Source organism: Candidatus Hydrogenedentota bacterium, assembly GCA_012730045.1.
Classification (GTDB): Bacteria; Hydrogenedentota; Hydrogenedentia; order Hydrogenedentales; family CAITNO01; genus JAAYBR01.
In genome coordinates, this window is sequence record JAAYBR010000108.1 from 99,372 (window position 1) to 115,194 (window position 15,823).

The 15,823-nt window shown below is 71.2% G+C and carries 12 protein-coding genes; 7 read left to right on the forward strand and 5 right to left on the reverse strand.

Annotation, left to right across the window (positions count from 1 at the left end; genetic code table 11):
* Nucleotides 1-14 precede the first annotated feature (14 nt).
* The 6 genes from GXY15_12155 to GXY15_12180 all read left to right on the forward strand — a co-directional run bounded on the left by GXY15_12155 (nt 15) and on the right by GXY15_12180 (nt 7,110).
* Nucleotides 15-1,964 (forward strand): hypothetical protein, encoded by a 1,950-nt coding sequence (locus tag GXY15_12155; GenBank protein ID NLV41964.1) that lies wholly within the window; start codon nt 15-17, stop codon nt 1,962-1,964.
* A gap of 174 nt (nt 1,965-2,138) precedes the next feature.
* A complete protein-coding gene (locus GXY15_12160; protein NLV41965.1) occupies nt 2,139-3,212 on the forward strand; it encodes a hypothetical protein in 1,074 nt (357 codons plus the stop codon).
* A gap of 2 nt (nt 3,213-3,214) precedes the next feature.
* Nucleotides 3,215-3,691 (forward strand): hypothetical protein, encoded by a 477-nt coding sequence (locus GXY15_12165; protein NLV41966.1) that lies wholly within the window; start codon nt 3,215-3,217, stop codon nt 3,689-3,691.
* 3 nt (nt 3,692-3,694) lie between these two features.
* Nucleotides 3,695-5,095 (forward strand): MBOAT family protein, encoded by a 1,401-nt coding sequence (locus GXY15_12170; protein NLV41967.1) that lies wholly within the window; start codon nt 3,695-3,697, stop codon nt 5,093-5,095.
* Between the two features lie 139 nt (nt 5,096-5,234).
* Entirely contained in the window at nt 5,235-6,368 is a 1,134-nt protein-coding gene (locus tag GXY15_12175) for a hypothetical protein (GenBank protein NLV41968.1), read from the forward strand.
* A gap of 73 nt (nt 6,369-6,441) precedes the next feature.
* Entirely contained in the window at nt 6,442-7,110 is a 669-nt protein-coding gene (locus tag GXY15_12180) for a DUF4272 domain-containing protein (protein ID NLV41969.1), read from the forward strand.
* A 105-nt stretch (nt 7,111-7,215) separates the two neighbouring features.
* Here GXY15_12180 and GXY15_12185 read toward each other — a convergent pair whose 3' ends face one another.
* Genes GXY15_12185 through GXY15_12195 form a run of 3 tightly spaced genes read right to left on the reverse strand, consistent with a single transcriptional unit; the run spans nt 7,216 to nt 10,084 of the window.
* Entirely contained in the window at nt 7,216-8,094 is an 879-nt protein-coding gene (locus GXY15_12185) for an NAD(P)-dependent oxidoreductase (GenBank protein NLV41970.1), read from the reverse strand.
* Complete coding sequence (locus GXY15_12190; GenBank protein NLV41971.1) at nt 8,091-9,158, reverse strand: ATP-grasp domain-containing protein; 1,068 nt, start codon at nt 9,156-9,158, stop codon at nt 8,091-8,093. The genes GXY15_12185 and GXY15_12190 overlap by 4 nt, the downstream gene beginning before the upstream one ends.
* On the reverse strand, nt 9,155-10,084 hold the full coding sequence (locus GXY15_12195) for a glycosyltransferase (protein ID NLV41972.1): 930 nt from the start codon (nt 10,082-10,084) through the stop codon (nt 9,155-9,157). The genes GXY15_12190 and GXY15_12195 overlap by 4 nt, the downstream gene beginning before the upstream one ends.
* A gap of 152 nt (nt 10,085-10,236) precedes the next feature.
* Here GXY15_12195 and GXY15_12200 point away from each other — a divergent pair, with 152 nt between their 5' ends.
* Complete coding sequence (locus GXY15_12200; GenBank protein NLV41973.1) at nt 10,237-11,625, forward strand: MATE family efflux transporter; 1,389 nt, start codon at nt 10,237-10,239, stop codon at nt 11,623-11,625.
* Nucleotides 11,626-11,732: 107 nt separating this feature from the next.
* Here the strand turns inward: GXY15_12200 and GXY15_12205 are convergent, their stop codons facing one another.
* The gene (locus tag GXY15_12205; protein NLV41974.1) at nt 11,733-15,074 is read right to left on the reverse strand and encodes a PQQ-binding-like beta-propeller repeat protein; all 3,342 of its coding nucleotides are present in this window, start codon (nt 15,072-15,074) and stop codon (nt 11,733-11,735) included.
* Nucleotides 15,075-15,102: 28 nt separating this feature from the next.
* Nucleotides 15,103-15,823: hypothetical protein (locus GXY15_12210; GenBank protein NLV41975.1), on the reverse strand; the 721-nt coding region annotated here is incomplete at its 5' end.

Below are 15,823 nucleotides of genomic sequence, written 5' to 3' on the forward strand. Positions count from 1 at the left end.
AAGGAGACACGCTCATGGCGGTGACGGATCTTTCCGCGGGTTCCTGGACGCTGGAGGGCTGGCGGCCGAACGCCTGGCGGCCCGCGAAGCTGGGCGAGGCGGGCTTTGGCATCGCGCCGGACATCGCGCCGGTGCCGATGCGGGTGCCGGGCTCGGTGCAGCAGGCGCTGCTGGAAGCGGGCATCCTCCCCGACTGGCGCGTCGGCTTGAACTCGCGCCTCTGCGAGTGGGTGGAGCACCGCCACTGGGTGCTGGAAACAACGCCGCCGCCGGTGGCCGCGGGCCTCGACGCCGTCCTGGAGGCGGACTGCCTCGACTATTCCGGCTGGATCCTCGTGGACGGCAGGGAGGCCGCGCGCTTCGAGGGCGCCCTGCTCCCGCACCGCTTTGATCTGGGCGCGGCGCTGGCCGACGGCGCGCCGCACCGGCTGGCGATTGTCTTCGAGGAGCCGCCGCGCGAGCAGGGGCAGTTCGGGTACACCTCGCAGTCGCGCTTTTTCAAGCCGCGCTTCACCTACAGTTGGGACTGGTGCCCGCGCCTGGTGCCCGTGGGCGTGGGCGGCCCCCTGCGCCTGCTCACGGGGGGGTCGGCCCGCGTCTCCCTGCGGCGTGTCGCCGCGGACTATGACCACCACACGGGGCTCGGGACCGTGGAGGTCTCGCTGGACGGCGCGGAGGCCGCCGCGCGCGCGCGCCTGCGGCTGCTCGACGGTGAAACGGAGATCGCGGCCACGGAGACTGTCCCGCTGCGCCTGGAGGCGCTGAAGGCGGACCCGTGGCAGCCCAACCTCCACGGCACCCCGAAGACCTACACGGCGGAGATTACGGCCTGGGACGCCGCGGGCGACGAGTGCCTGCGCGAGACACGCACCGTGGGCTTCCGGCGCGTGGAGTGGAAACCCTGCGAGGGCGCGCCCGACGGCGCCGCGCCGTGGCTGTGCGTGGTGAACGGCGAGCCCGTCTTTCTCGGCGGCGCCAACTGGGTGCCCGCCCGCCTCGCCCATCTCGACGCGACGGCGGAGGACCACGAACTGCTCGTGGGCCGCTACCGCGACATGGGCTGCACGGTCCTGCGCGTGTGGGGCGGCGCGGGGCTCGGCGACCGCTCGTTCTACGAGGCCTGCGACCGCGCCGGCATCTTCGTGTGGCAGGAGTTCCCCCTGTCGTCGTCGGGCATCGAGAACACGCCGCCGTCGGACCCGGAGGCCGTCGCGCGGCTGGAGAAGATCGCCGTGTCCTACGCGCGGCGGCGGGCGAACCACCCGTCGCTCCTGCTGTGGTGCGGCGGCAACGAGCTCTACTACGGCCCCTCGCCGGACCACCCCGGCCCGCAGAAACCCGTGGACCTGGAGCACCCCTGCATCGCCATGCTCGCCCGCGTCGTCACGGAGGAGGACCCCGGCCGGCGCTTCCTGACCGGGTCGCCCAGCGGGCCGGTGGACTACGCCCTGCCGGAGAACTACGGCAGGGGCATCCACCACGACATCCACGGCCCCTGGGGCCAGGGCGGCGGGCCCGACCTGGAGAAGTGGCGCGCCTACTGGGCCGGCGACGACGCGCTGTTCCGCTCGGAGGTGGGCTACCCCGGCGCGATGGACGCGGCGCAGATCTGGCGCTACGCCGGGGACTGCGCCTTCTGGCCGCCCCGCGGCGAGTACTGGATGCACACGGCCGCGTGGTGGACCCTGTGGGGCGCGGCGGCGCAGGGGGAGACGGCGGGCCTGTCTCCCGAGGCCGCCTTCCTGAAGTACGTCGCCTTCACCCAGCGCCTCCAGGCCGAGGCCTACCGCATCGCCGCGGCCGCCTGCCGCGGCCGCTTCCCCCGCTGCGGCGGCTTCATCATCTGGATGGGCCACGACTGCTTCCCCTGCCCGTCCAACAACTCGGTCATTGACTGCGACGGCAACCTGAAGCCCGCCGCGGACGCCCTGCGCGCCGTCTTCCGCGGCGAAACGGGGGCCTGACCCCGGCGGTTAAAAGACCAGGCAGGCGGGACGCCTGCGCTACGGAAGAGGCCCGCCGCCCCGTAGCGCAGGTGTCCCGCCTGCCGGGTCTTTGCCCACCCGCCTCGTGTGCCGCGCCGCCGCGCGCGCGTGTATACTACCCGGGCCGGAAGACCGGCCTTGGAGGGTGATGCCATGTCCCGCCGCGTGCTGGGTACTGTTGTCTTGTTTCTGACCGCCGTCGCAATGGCCGCGCCGGGCGCGCGGGCGCAGGCTCCGGACCCCGACCCCCGGGTGGCCGCGCTGGCCGCCGAGGTCGCGGACAAGGGCTGGGTCGTCTACGGCGCGCGGAGCGAATCGGGGTCGTGGGACCTGTTTCTCGCGCGGCCGGACGGCGCCGACCGCCGCAACATCACGAACACCCCGGATGATGAGGAGGCCGCCCCGCGCTTCTCCCCCGACGGCAAACGGCTGCTCTACCGGCGGCTGGCGAAGGGCACGGCCATTGACCACGACCAGTGGGGCTTCCAGGGCGAGCTGATGCTGGCGGACGCCGACGGCGCGAACGCCGCGCCTTTCGGCGGCGAGGGCGAATACCCGTGGGCGTCGTGGTCGCCCGACGGCACGCAGCTCGCCTGCCTCACCAAGAAGGGCATCGAGATTGTCTCCATCGCGGACAAGGCGGTGGTCCGGAAGCTCCCGCGCAAGGGCATCTACCAGCAGCTCTTCTGGTCGCCCGACGGCAAATGGTTCTGCGGCACGGGCAACCACGGGGGGGAGTCGTGGACCGTGGTCCGCATGAACGCCGAGACGGGGGAGGTGAACCCCGCGCGGTCCTTCCAAAACTGCACCCCGGAGTGGTTTCCCGACAGCGCGCACATCCTCCTGTCGTCGCGGCCGGCGAACCAGCCCGGCGCGAACGGCTACGGCTACACGCAGCTCTGGGCCGTCTCGGGCGACGGCGCGGACCAGCGGCTCCTCTACGGCGAGGACGGCTTCCATGTGTACGGCGGCGCCGTGTCGCCGGACGGGAACTACCTCCTCTTCACGAACGGGAAACGGGACGGAAACAGCTCGGACAAGAACGGCGCGGCGCTCTGCGTCATGCGGATGGCGGACGCGCCGTCCATCGGCGGGCCCAGCCCCGACCTCCGCGCGCTGCATCCGGAGACCAAGGACGGCCCGGTCCTCCGGCTGGGCGAGGTGTGGGAGCCGCACTGGACCTATGCGGAGATTGTCCGGGACGGCGCAACGAAGACGGGAGAGTAGTCTTGCAGTACAAGGGACTGGTTCTGGGAGGCGCGGCGGCGGTTGCCGCGCTGTGCCTGCTGGCGGGCTGCGGCGGCAAGCCGTCCACCGGCGAGGACGCCTTCGTCACGACGAAGGGCACTGTGGAGGTGACGGCGGAGCTTGTGGAGATCCGGGGGGAGTTCGCCAACCGGGCGGACTATGACTACGCCTTCATCATGAAGTACAACGTGCTGAAGACGCACCGGGGCGCCGTGCCGCCGGGGCCGATCTATGTCGGCCACTACAACCCCGAGAAGCCGCGCGACCGCGTGAAGGACGCGCGCGTGGAGGATGTCGGCGGAACGCTCCAGGCGTTCAAGGCGGGCGACGTCCACCGCATGGCCCTAGAAGTCCCCATTGACGACATCTTCATGGGCGGCATCATCAACCGTTACTTCGGCGAGGAGACCGGCCCGGTCTACTGGGCCGTCTGGACCAATCCGGCGGCGCGGCCCTGACCCATGGTCTTCACCTCCCACATCTTCCTGTTCTACTTCCTCCCGGCAGTGCTGGCCGCGTATTACCTGCTGCCCCGGGGACGCAACTTCTTCCTGCTGCTGGCGAGCTATGTCTTCTACGGCTGGTGGAACCCGTGGTTCATCCTGCTGATGCTCTTCGCCACGGCGGTGAACTATGCGGGCGGGCTTGTCATCGCCGCGGAGGGCGCGTCCCAACGACGGCGCAAGGCCGCCCTGACCATTTCGGTGGCCGTGAGCCTGAGCACCCTCGGCTTCTTCAAGTACGCCATGTTCGTCGAAGGCAACGTCAACGCCCTGCTGTCCCTTTTCGGCGCGTCCGCGCTGCCCCTGCTCCAGATCACGCTGCCCGTGGGCATCTCGTTCTACATCTTCCAGAGCATGACCTACGCCATAGACGTGTACCGGGGCGACGCGCCGCCCGCGCGCAGCTTCTTCGACTTCGCGTGCTTCGTTGCCCTGTTCCCGCAGCTCGTGGCCGGCCCCATCGTCCGCTACGGCACCGTGGCGGAGCAGCTTGTCCGCCGCGACCACACGCTGGAGAAGTTCTCCAGCGGGGTGGCCCTGTTCGTCCTGGGTTTCGCCAAGAAGATACTCCTCGCCAACCTCGCCGGGGGCGTCGCCGACGAGGTGTTCGCCGCCGCCGCCCCCTGCGCCGCCGACGCGTGGTTCGGCGCGGCGGCCTACGCGTTCCAGATTTACTTCGACTTCTCCGCCTACTCCGACATGGCCGTCGGCCTCGGCCGCATGATCGGCTTCGAGTTCCCCCGCAACTTCGACGCCCCCTACCGCTCCGCCAGCATCACGGAGTTCTGGCGGCGCTGGCACATCTCCCTCTCGACCTTCCTGCGCGACTACCTCTACGTGCCCCTCGGCGGCAACCGGCGCGGCGCGCGGCGCACCTACATCAACCTCGCCATCGTGATGCTCCTCGGCGGCCTGTGGCACGGCGCGAACTGGACCTTTGTCTGCTGGGGCGCGTACCACGGCGCGTGGCTCGCCTTCGAGCGCTGGCGCGGGAAGGAGAGCGTCTACGCCCGCCTGCCCCACGCCGTCCAGGTGGCGATCACCTTCGTGCTCGTGCTGTTCTCCTGGATACTGTTCCGGTCGGAGACCCTGTCGGGGGCGGCGGACTACTTCGCCGCCCTGTTCGGCCTCGCCGAAACCACCCCCGCCTCCGCGCTCCTCGGCGGGATGCTGTACACGCCCGGCAACATCGCGCTCCTGGGCGTCTGCGCCTTCCTCGCGCTCCAGCGGCGGCAGGCCTTCGACCTCGCGGAAAAGGTCACCTGGGCGCGCGCCCTGGTCCTCGTCCCGCTGTTCATCCTGTCCGTCATGGTGATGTTCGAGCAGTCGTTCAACCCGTTCCTGTATTTCCAGTTCTGACGAAGATCACGCTGGCCGTGGCTCCTTGCGCGGCACAGCGGACAGGGCCGGCGAGACGCCGGCGCTACGTAGCGCCGCCGTCCCGGCGGCCTTGGGTGTCGTAACCCGACGCAATGGCGTTCATAGGAGGATCCGACCGGTGAAGAATCAGGCACACCGCTTTCTCGCCGCCGTCTTCCTGACCCTGATCTTCGGCGTCGGGGTTGTGCAGGCCGCGCTGGACCTGCGCGGCGGCGGGCGGCCGCGCGCCTTCGACCTGTTCATGCAGCCCCCCACGGAGCAGGCCCTGCGCGCCTATGAGAAGGGGCTGGAGGACGGCTCGTGGTTTGAACAGCAGGCCCGGCCCCTCATGACCGCCGCGCTCTTCTTCGCCCTGGGCGACGCGGGGGACAACGCGGTCCTCGGCCGCGGCGGCTGGTTCTTCTACCGCCCCGGCGTCCAGTACCTGACGCGGCCCCTGCCGCGCTTTGACCGCACCGGCGATCCCGTGGACGCCATCACGGCCTTCCGCGACCGCCTCGCCGAACGCGGCATCCGCCTGCTGGTCGTGCCCGCGCCCAACAAGGAGACGGTCTATCCCGAACGGCTCACGCGCCGCGCGGAGGGTTTGTCCGGCGCGGTGAACGTCAACACCCGGGAGATTCTGGCGCGGCTGGCGCGCGCGGGCGTGGAGACCGTGGACCTCGCAGCGCTCTACGCCGACGCGCGGCGGACCCAGGGCGACGACCCGCCCTGGTATCTCCCCCAGGACACCCACTGGTCGCCCCGGGGCGTGGCCCTCGCCGCGCAGGGCGTCGCGGACCGCCTGACCGCCCTCGGCTGGACCGCGCCCGGCGGCGTGGAATATGCCGTGGAGCCCGCGCCCACCCCGCGCGCGGGCGATGTGCCCCGCATGATGCGCGCGCCGCTGGTCGAGGCGGCCTGCCCGGCGGAGCCGGTGCCCTGCGAGCGCGTCATGCGCCGCGACACCGGCGAACCCTACGCCGACGACCCCGCGTCCGAGGTTCTTGTCCTCGGCGACAGCTTCCTGCGCATCTACCAGCGCGACGACCCCGGCGCGGCCGGCTTCACCGCCCACCTCGCCCGCGCCCTCGGCCGCCCCCTGGCCTCCGTCATCAACGACGGCGGCGCGTCCACCCTCGTCCGCCAGGAGCTCAGCCGCAAACCAGAACTCCTCCGCAACACCAAGGTCGTCGTCTGGGAATTCACCGAGCGCGACATCCGCTACGGCATGGAAGGCTGGCAGGACGTCCCCCTCCCGCCCGCAGGCTGACCACAGCGGAAGAGGGCGGGGGGATGAACCCGCCCGCCTTCCTCAAGATGTAGGAGCCGTCATGAGAAGCGTCTTGGAGATTCTGGAGCGTCTTCACGTCCTGTTGGCCGTTAGGTACTGTTACGACATCTCCCTCTGCGAGGATGCCACAGAGCGGACACGGGAAAGGGCCCGTCTCCTCTCCTGGGTAAAGGGCAGGGGACTGCTCGCCGCAATGGACGCCGAAGAACTGGAGATCCTGAACGAGAATCCAGAAAGCCTGACCGGTGACCTGGCCATCAATGCCTCCTGGGCAATAGAGGGTGCCTATCTGTGCGCGTGGACACTGACACTGCATCGCGCGCTGGAATATGACGAGTCCATCGAGGATATCTGCGAACTCGCCGCAGCCTCGGGTTTTCTGGAGGAGACGGCCGCCAAGACCGTGCTTCGCGACGAGGAAGAACTGCTGGAGTGTCAACGGCTGCTCAGGACCTGCCTGTGGCGGTTTCGGGACTACGCTTCGGGACACAAGCACCGCGACCTTATGGATATCGCCGGACGCATGCGGACGGTAGAGCTTTCCGTGAAAGGACTGCGTCTCATCAACAACGACCTTTCTGTGTGCGGTGAGAGCATTTCGCTCCTGCCGGAACAGGAGTATGACGCCACCCAAAGCAGCATCCAGGAGCGTTTTCGCGCCATCAACTGGATCCTCGCCGAAGACGGCGAGCGCTATGACGAAGCGGATGTTGACACCTGAAGGGCATGCACAGCGGAAAGCGACCAATGCTAGGCAAGGGCTGGCGGGATGTCCCCCTGCCGCCCGCATTGTGACACCGTCCAGACACCTCCCCGCCTGAATCCGTCAGACAAGGCTCCTGTAGAAATCCCGAATGGACGCGTCCAGGGGTTGGCTGGGCGTCCACCCCAGGGTCTGGCGGGCTTTCTCGATGCAGACCTCCCAGACGACCTCGTCGTCGGGATCGGGCATCCCGCTAAACAGGATTTCGGAACGGCTGTCGAGAACGGCGCAACAGCGTTCGGCGAGTTCCCGGTTGGACACGGGGACGCCGGACGCGATATTGAACAGGCCCCCGGCGCGGGCGGACAGGGCCCGGACCACGGCTTCGGCGATGTCGCGGACGTCCACGTAGTCCTGGCGGCGGGTGCCCCGTCCGTTGAGGGTCAGCGGGGCGCCCTGGGCGGCGGCGCAGACGAAGCGGGGAAAGAGGGTGTCGCGCCGGAGCCCCGGCCCCACGGGGGAGGTGATCCGGAAGACGGTGCCCGTCAGGCCGGAGTCCGCATCGAGGACCGCCGCCTCGCCGTCGTATTTGGACTGGGCATAGGCGGTGTCGGGGGCCACCGGGTGGGCCTCCGTGATGGGCCGCTCCAGGGGCCGGCGGAGCAGGCTCATGCTGGAGAGGAAGAGCATCTGCCTGACGCCGCACTCCCGCGCCAGGGCCACCAACCCGCGCGTGGCGGCGGTGTTCACGGCGGCGATTTCGTCGTCCGGCGCGGGGGGCAGGGCCGCCGCGCAGTGGACCACGGCGTCACATTCCGCAAGAACGGGCCGCAGCGTGTCCCCAATCGGCCCGCGCAGATCGGCGCGCACCGGCTGAACGTCGGGGGGAAATCCGGCCAATGGGGAGCGGGACGCGGCGAGGACCGCCATCCCGGCGGCGTGCAGGGCAAGGACCACGGCCCCGCCGACATGGCCGGACGCGCCCGTGACGAGCACCCTCACCGGGCGGGCCCGAAGGGTTCGGTGAACGCGCCGGGGCCGTCGTATCCGGCGGTGGTGCCGCGGCCGCGCACATAATCCAACGCCGCCGGGGGCACGTACAGTTCGTTCCAGTAGCGCAGGGCGACGCCCTCCGTCACGCGCGGCAGGGTCACGTCCTCGCCGAGCAGGTAATGGCGCAGGAAGGCGTCGGCCTCGTTGAAGCCGAAGGCGGCGCGCAGCGGCGTGGTGCCGGAGAAACGCGCGTTGATCTCGAAGCAGACCGGGCCCCGCTCCGTGAGGCGCAGCTGGATGTTGCAGGGGCCGACGGGCCGGAGGGCGGCGGTGATCGCCTCGGCGGCGCGGCGCACCGCCGGATGGTTGTCCACCCACGCGCGGTAGGTGGTGCCCGCCAGCAGCTCGCGCCGCATCACAATGGTCCCCGCAAGGGCGCCGTCCCGCTTGCAGAAGCAGCCGACGGTGTACTCCGCGTCGTCGGGGCGCAGGTACTCCTGGAGCAGGTAGCCCGGCTTGCGGCAGGCGTAGGCGAGGTCGTCGGCGTCATGCACCAGGAACAGCCCGCGCGCGCCGCCGCCCCGGCGCGGCTTGGCCACCAGGGGCCAGCCCGCCGTCCCGGCGAGCCGCCGGGCCGCCTCCGCGTCCTCCGAGGGCGCGTGGCGGGGCGCGTCGAACCCGTGCTCCGCCAGCCAGCGGCAGGTGAGCAGCTTGTCCTCGCCGGTCTCGTGGACCTCCGGCGTGTTCACGGGGCACAGGGCACCGGTCGCCGCCTCCACTTCGGCCCGGTGCGCCACGAGGAAATCAATGATGGGCTCGCAGCCGGACATGAGGACGCGCACCCCCGCGGCGCGGCAGACCCGCGCGAGTTCGGGGAGGAAGGCGGGGTCGGAGGCCCAGGGAACCACATGCCCCTCGTCCACGGCGTAGAGGCCGGCCTGGTCGGCGCTGACGTCCGTGCCCAGCACGCGCAGGGGAAGCGCCGACCGGCGCAGGGCCTTGAGGATGCCCTGGCTCACATTGCCGCCGACGGCCAGCACGGCCACGGGAATCCGGTCCGTGCCTGCGCTCATTCCTCCTCTCCGCGGATGATGAAGTAGGGCTTCTTCTGCGTCTCGGCGTAGATGCGGCCGACATACTCGCAGAGGGTGCCCAGGGAGAGGAGCTGGACGCCGCACAGCAGGAAGAACAGCGCGATGACGCTCTCGGTGCCGAACTGGTTCCCGTAGACGACGCGGAAATACAGCACGCGCACAAACATGAAGAAACCGCCCAGGGCCAGGAGGATGCCGAGCAGGCCGATCATGCGCAGGGGGCGCACGGAGATGTTGGTGATGAGGTCCACCGCCGTCCGCACGAGGTCCGCCAGCTCGTACTTGCTGCGGCCCGCCTTGCGCTCCGCGTGGCGCACGGGGATCTCGGCGATGTTCGTGGTGACCGCTGTCATGTCCACGGGCAGGTAGCGGCACCGGTGGTCGAAGGTGAGCATGTGCTCCACCACCTCGCGGCGGAAGCCCTTGAGCGGGCAGCCGTAGTCCGTGAGGGGCACGCCCGTCTCGTAGGCGATGTACCGGTTCAGCGCCTGGGAAAACAGGCGGCGGAAGAAGGGGTCCTGCCGCCCGGTGCGGCGGCCGCTGACGCAGTCCGCGCCCGCCTCCAACTGTTCCACCAGCAGGGGGATGTCCTCCGGGTACACCTGGAGGTCCGCGTCGAGCATGACCAGAAAGCGGCCCCGGGCGAGGGAAAAGCCCGCATAGAGGGCGGGGCTCTGGCCGAAATTGCGCATGAGCGACGCCACGCGGACGCGCGGGTCGCCGCGGCGCAGCTCCCGCAGCAGCGCCAGACTCCCGTCCCGGCTGCCGTCGTTCACAAACACCAGCTCATACGGGCGGCCCAGCCCCCCCATCACCGCCGTCAGGCGCTCATGAAGCTCCCGCAGCGAGGGCTCCTCGTTGTAGACCGGGACGACCACGGAAATCTCGGGAACCGGCGTGTCCATACCTTCTCCTGCGCGTTGCGCCACAGTATAAGCCAGCCGCCGCGGGGGTGCAACAGCCGGGTCGGCGGTGACCGCCGGATTCGGCGTGTGGTATCATTGGAGCCTGACGCGCCGCGCCGCGCGCGCGGCCGCCTTCCGGAGACCTCCCCCCCATGAGCCACACCCTGCCCCCCCTTGCCGACGAACCCCGCTGGACCGGGGTCCGCGAGGTCATGGGCATGTCCGGACCGATCATTCTGGGGTCGCTGTCGTACACCGTCATGGGCTTCGCCGACCGCGTCATGGTGGGGCGGCTGGGCGAGAATGCCCTGGCCGCCGTGCTCTCGGCGGACATCGCGTCGTTCTCCCTGAGCACGCTGTTCATGGGCGTCACCGCCGTGGTCAGCACCTTCGCCGCCCAGTGCTACGGCCGCGGCGACCCGCGCCAGTGCTCGCTCTACTGCTGGCAGGGGCTCTATGTCTCGCTGCTGGGCGTGCTTTTCGGCGCCGTGCTCTACCCGTTGTCCGGGCCGCTCTTCGGGCTCATGAAGCACACCCCCGAGGTGACGGCGCTGGAACTCTCCTATTTCCGCATTCGCCTGCTGGGGTACTATTTCGTCGCCGCCATGTCGGGGTTTTCGGGCTTCTTCCAGGGGGTGAACCGCCCGGGCATCCCCACCTGGGCCGCCATCGCCGGAAACGGGGTCAATCTGGGCCTGAACTATCTGTTGATTTACGGGAATTTCGGGTTTCCGCGCATGGGCATTTCGGGGGCGGCCCTCGCCACGGTCATCGGCATGGCCGTGCAGACCCTCATCCTCTTCGGCGTCTTTGTGTCGCCGCGCATGGACCGCCTCTATGCCACCCGCGCCAGCTGGCGGCCCGACATCGTCCGCATGCGCGAGCTCATTGGCATCGGCATTCCCTCCGCCCTCAGCATGTTCCTCGACGTGGCCAACGCCTGGATCTTTGTCTCCTTCATCATCGGCCGCTTCGGCCCCGTGCAGATGGCCGCCAACACCGTCGCCCTCAGTTTCAACCATATCTGCTTCATGCCCGTCATCGGCCTGAACCAGGGCATCGCCGCCATCGTCGGCCAGTGGATCGGCCGCGGCGACCCCGCCCGCGCCAAGGCCCGCACCTACACCGCCCTCCGCCTCGCCATGGGCTACATGGTGGTCATGGGCTGCGTCTTCGCCGTCTTCGGCGGCTTCCTCATCCGCAGGGTCTTTGACCCCGAAAGCGCCGAAATCGTCCGGCTCGGCCACCGCCTCCTCATCCTCGCCGCCCTCTTCCAGGCCTTCGACGCCGTCAACATCACCTGCATGGGCGCCCTGCGCGGCGCCGGGGACACCCGCTGGATCATGTGGATGACCATCTTCATGTCCTATGGCTTCAGCCTGCCCCTCTCCGTCTTCTTCGCCTTCGGCCTCGGCCTCGAGACCTACGGCGCCTGGATCGGCGCCACCATCTTCATCATGACCCTCAGCGGCGTCCTCTTCCTCCGCTTCCACGGCGAGAAATGGCGCAACATCCAGATTTTCACCGCCCCAAGCGCCTGAGCGCCCCTCCCAGACGGGCGTGAAGACAAGGCAGGCGGGACGCCTGCGCTACGGGCCGTCGCCCCTCTTCCGTAGCGCAGGCGTCCCGCCTGCCTTGTCTTATGCTTTCAGCGTTTTCCGGCGCTCAGCGCGGACAGGGCGTCGAGGTAGTGGGTGTTGTGGGGGAGCCAGCATTCGTTGGAGGCGAAGTTGGGGACGTCGGCACCGCTGAGGTCCACGTAGGGGCGGTCATCGCCGACGGTGCGCCAGGTGACGCCGTTGACGACGCTGCCGGGCACGGCGCCCCGGGGCACGCCGGAGAAAACGTAGCGGTGGTGGTAGGTCGGGAGGAAGGCGCTGCCGACGCCCTCCATGAGGCTGAGGTTGAAGGGGTTCACGCCGAGGACCCAGTTGAACTGGTCGTGCGCGAGTTTCCGCCAGACGGGGTTTTCCTGATAGCGCAGGGCGCGCGCGGCGAGGGCGGCGGCCTCGAGGAGCTGCGAGTTGGTGCCGACGCGCCAGCCGCCCTTGTCGGCGGGGGTGTTGAAGTAGTTGGGCTTTTCGGGGTCGCCGAAGGCGACGACGCCGAAGGGGTTCCGCGCGCGGGCAACCAGGCTGTCGGCCTTCGCCGCGAGGGCCGCCGCCAGCACGGCGGTGTGGTCCTCGCCGAGGGCGCGGTCGCAGCGCTCCAGCGTGTCGGCCATCAGGGAGTTCACATCGCCGAGGGGGCCGGGGGCGAGTTCCCGCGCGAGGGCGCGGGCGGTTTCCGCGTGGCGCGGGTCGCCGGTGGCGGTGAAGAGGTCGGCGGCGGTGGACAATTGCAGCCAGCCGCGGCGGCCCTCCGCCAGCGAGCGGTCGAGGCTGCGGACGGCGGCCTCGGCGAGGGGCTCCCCGCCGCCGTGGCCGGTCTCTTTGGCGAGGGCGGCCATGCGCGCGAGGGCGGCGTGGTGCTCGTCCACGGCGGCGCCGGCGTGGCCGGCGGCGGGGCGCTCGTCGCCCGTGCAGGGCAGGTTGTCGGTCTCCAGTTCCGGCGGGCCCCAGTAGCCGTAGCCGGTGGTGATGGACCCGAAGGCGGAGCCGTCGGGCGCGACCATGCGCCGCACGTGGTCGGCCCCCCAGAGCAGCTCCTCCCAGAAGCCGTCCTCGTCCGCCGGACGCAGGGCGTCGAAGGCGGCGGCGCGCAGGCCGTAGGCCCGCGCCAGCCCGTAGACATAGGGCGCGTTGTGGTACTTGTTGTAGTCCCCCGCGTCGTGCCAGCCCCCCGCGAGGGAGGGGCACGCGCCGTCCGGGGTCGAGGCGTCGTCGAGGTGGCACGCGCCGTGGAACCCGGGGATTTCCATGCCGCAGCGCTGGTACCAGAAGAAGCGGTAGGCCGGGCGGGCCGTGGCCTGCCAGAGACGCTCCGGGCCGATCTCGAACGGGTGGGACTCGGCGGTCACGCCGTCGAGGGTCACGCGGACGCGGTAAACCCCCGGCGCGTCCACGGACGAGAAGTCGCCGCGCTGGTAGAAGAAGCCCCAGTCGTGGCCGTAGAAGCCGGTGATCCGCTCCGGGGCGGGCAGGTCGCCCTCGAACACCGCCGCGCCGTTGGCGTCCACGACGACGAAGCGCGCCTTCTTTGCGGCGAAGCCCGCCTGCACGACGAAGGCCTTGGGCGCGCCCGTGTCGTAGCCCGCCTGGTTCACGAGCGCCTCCGCCTTCGCGGGGGCGGCGACCGTGCCGGTCAGCTCGGCGTCGTCCCACAGCGCCTGCGCGTGCGCGCCCGCGCGCAGGCGCAGGGCGGCGTGGGTGGCCGTCGCGGGGCGCGGGGCCGCCTCCAGCGCGAGGGTGCGCCATCCGAAGAGGTCCGGGTCGCCGGACGCGAGGGGCGTCTCGGCGAGCGCGCCCGCCGCGCCCGTCCACACCAGCGCCGCCGTCGCGCTCTCGGGGCCGCGCATCCGCACGCGGGCCGTCACGGCGCGGATCTCCGGCCCGACGGGGACATGCTCGGACAGCGCGGCGGCACCCACGGGAAGCAGGAGGCTCTTGCCGTTCTTGCCGCCACCGCGCGGGTCGTTCACCACGGCGAAGGCCTCCGCGCCGGTGCCCTCCTGGCGCCAGCCGCGGGGGCGCGCCAGCACCTGGTCCACCAGCGGGTTGGCGGGGTCGAACTGCGCCAGCCCGTCGCGGATTTTGCCGTGCTCAAACCCGCCGAAGGAAAACAGCGGGCGCTCCTCCGTGACCAGGGGAACCGTGGACGCGGCGAGGACGCCCGTCTGCGCGGCGTCGCCCCGGCGCGACGGCCAGGGCATCGCGCCGGGCAGGAAACGCCCCCCGGCGGTGATGCAGCGCAGGATGCGGTCGGACCCGCCGAAGAGGAGGTCCGTGAGCCCGTCGCCGTTCACGTCGGCCAGCGTGGGCGGGCCGATGAGGCGCAGGGTGGCGGTCCACCGCCAGCGCTCGCGGCCGCGCGCGTCGAGGCAGTAGAGGGCGTGGTCGCCCGACGCCGCCAGCACCTCCGGCAGCCCGTCGCCGTCCACATCCCCGGCGGACACGGCGATGTGCGTCGCCTGCTCAGTCTGGAAGACCCAGCGCAGCGCGCCGTCCGCGCCGACGGCGTGGACGTGGCCCCCGAGCCCCGGCGCGAGGATTTCCGGCGCGCCGTCGCCGTCGAGGTCGGCGACCGCCGTGCCCGCGCCGCTGTAGGTGTCGGGGCCGGAGAGCAGCGGCGCGCGCCAGACCACCGCGCCGTCGGCCGCGTTCAGGCACCACAGGTAGTCGTCGTCCACGGAGGACACGGCCACGCGCCAATCCTTGCCGCTCTGGAAGAGGCAGGGCGCGCCGGTGAAGTCGTCGCCCGTGGTCTGCTCCCAGCGGGGGGCGCCGTCGGGGCCGAGGCAGAACACGCCCCAGGCCGTCGCGCCGAAAACCTCCGCCCTGCCGTCGAGGTCGGTGTCGGCGGCGGCCAGCAGCCCGCGCGCATTGCCGTTCCAGCGCCACAGCGGCGCGCCGTCGGCGGAGAAGGCGGCCACGCCGCGGTCCGCCGTGCCGGCGACCAGCTCCTGCGGCGGCGCGCCGTCGAGCTCCGCCCACACGCAGCCGCCCCACTCCACGGCGCCCGCGTCGGCGCGCCAGCGCTCGGCGCCTGTGGCGGCGTCGAGGCAGACCAGCGAACCGTCGCCGTTGCCGACGGCCAGGGGGCGCGCGCCGTCGGGGAGGGCCGCGCCCAGGGCGGCGGCGGAGGCCAGCCGCTTTTTCCAGCCGCCCGCGAAGGCCCACAGTTCTTTGCCGTCCGCGCCGACGCAGCGCAGGGTCTTCGCCTCGCTGTCGGACACGACGGTTTCGAGGCCCGGCGCGGGGTGCAGGTCCGCCGTGAGGGGCGGGGCGTAGAGGGTGGACTCGGCGGCGAACTCCCACAGGAGGCGCGGCGCGGCGGCGGCGGCGGCGGAGAGCAGCAGCGCCCCCGCCATCAGGACGGAACGGTGTTTCATGCGGTCGCTCCCGCCGCCGGGGGGCGGCCTATTTCTTCGCCTCGTCGGGCATGACGGTGCGGATGGCCTTCACGAGGGAGAGCGTGGAGACAAACCGCGCCGAGTTGGACAGGGAGAAGCCGTTGGTCGCCTCGGTGGGGGCCTCAGCCTCCGCCTTCGGCAGCCAGGGCCGGTCATCGTCCGGCGTGCGCGCGGCGAAGCCGTTCAGGAACAGGCCCGCGCAGTCCCCCCGCGTCTTCCCCGACGGCGGCAGCACCAGCGGCGCGGGGGCGTCGCCGATGCCCTCCAGGAGGCACAGCCCCTCGGGGTTCACGCCGAAAAGCCAGCCGAGCTGGTCGTAGATGAACTCCTGGTACTCCGGCTTGGGCACGAGCCGGTAGACCCGCGCCATGGCTTGCGCCGCCAGCAGCACCCGCGCCGTGCTGCCCGCGCCGTCGCGCGGGAAGAAGGCGGCCTCGCCGTCCTCCACCGTGGCGTAGAGGCCGAAGGGGTTGTCCGCCCGGCGCAGCAGCGCGTCGCCCAGCTTCTCCAGTTCCTGCGACAGCGCAAACATCGCCTGGGGGTGCGCCGCGGACTCATGCCACATCAGCGCGGTCTGCGCCTCCGGCGCGGGGCCGGGAAACCACCGGTCCGCCAGCACCGGCCAGCGCGGATCGCCCGTGGCGCGGCCCAGCGCCACGGCCGCCGTGAACGCCCGCGCGCCCGGCGCGGCCGCCGCCTCCAGCCGCGCCGCCAGCGCCGCGAGATCC

Coding starts and splice junctions, on each gene's coding strand:
- GXY15_12155 (NLV41964.1), top strand. CDS start 15: ATGGCGGTGACGGATCTTTCCGCGGGTTCCTGGACGCTGGAGGGCTGG.
- GXY15_12160 (NLV41965.1), top strand. CDS start 2,139: ATGTCCCGCCGCGTGCTGGGTACTGTTGTCTTGTTTCTGACCGCCGTC.
- GXY15_12170 (NLV41967.1), top strand. CDS start 3,695: ATGGTCTTCACCTCCCACATCTTCCTGTTCTACTTCCTCCCGGCAGTG.
- GXY15_12190 (NLV41971.1), bottom strand. CDS start 9,158: ATGAGCGCAGGCACGGACCGGATTCCCGTGGCCGTGCTGGCCGTCGGC.
- GXY15_12195 (NLV41972.1), bottom strand. CDS start 10,084: ATGGACACGCCGGTTCCCGAGATTTCCGTGGTCGTCCCGGTCTACAAC.
- GXY15_12200 (NLV41973.1), top strand. CDS start 10,237: ATGAGCCACACCCTGCCCCCCCTTGCCGACGAACCCCGCTGGACCGGG.
- GXY15_12205 (NLV41974.1), bottom strand. CDS start 15,074: ATGAAACACCGTTCCGTCCTGATGGCGGGGGCGCTGCTGCTCTCCGCC.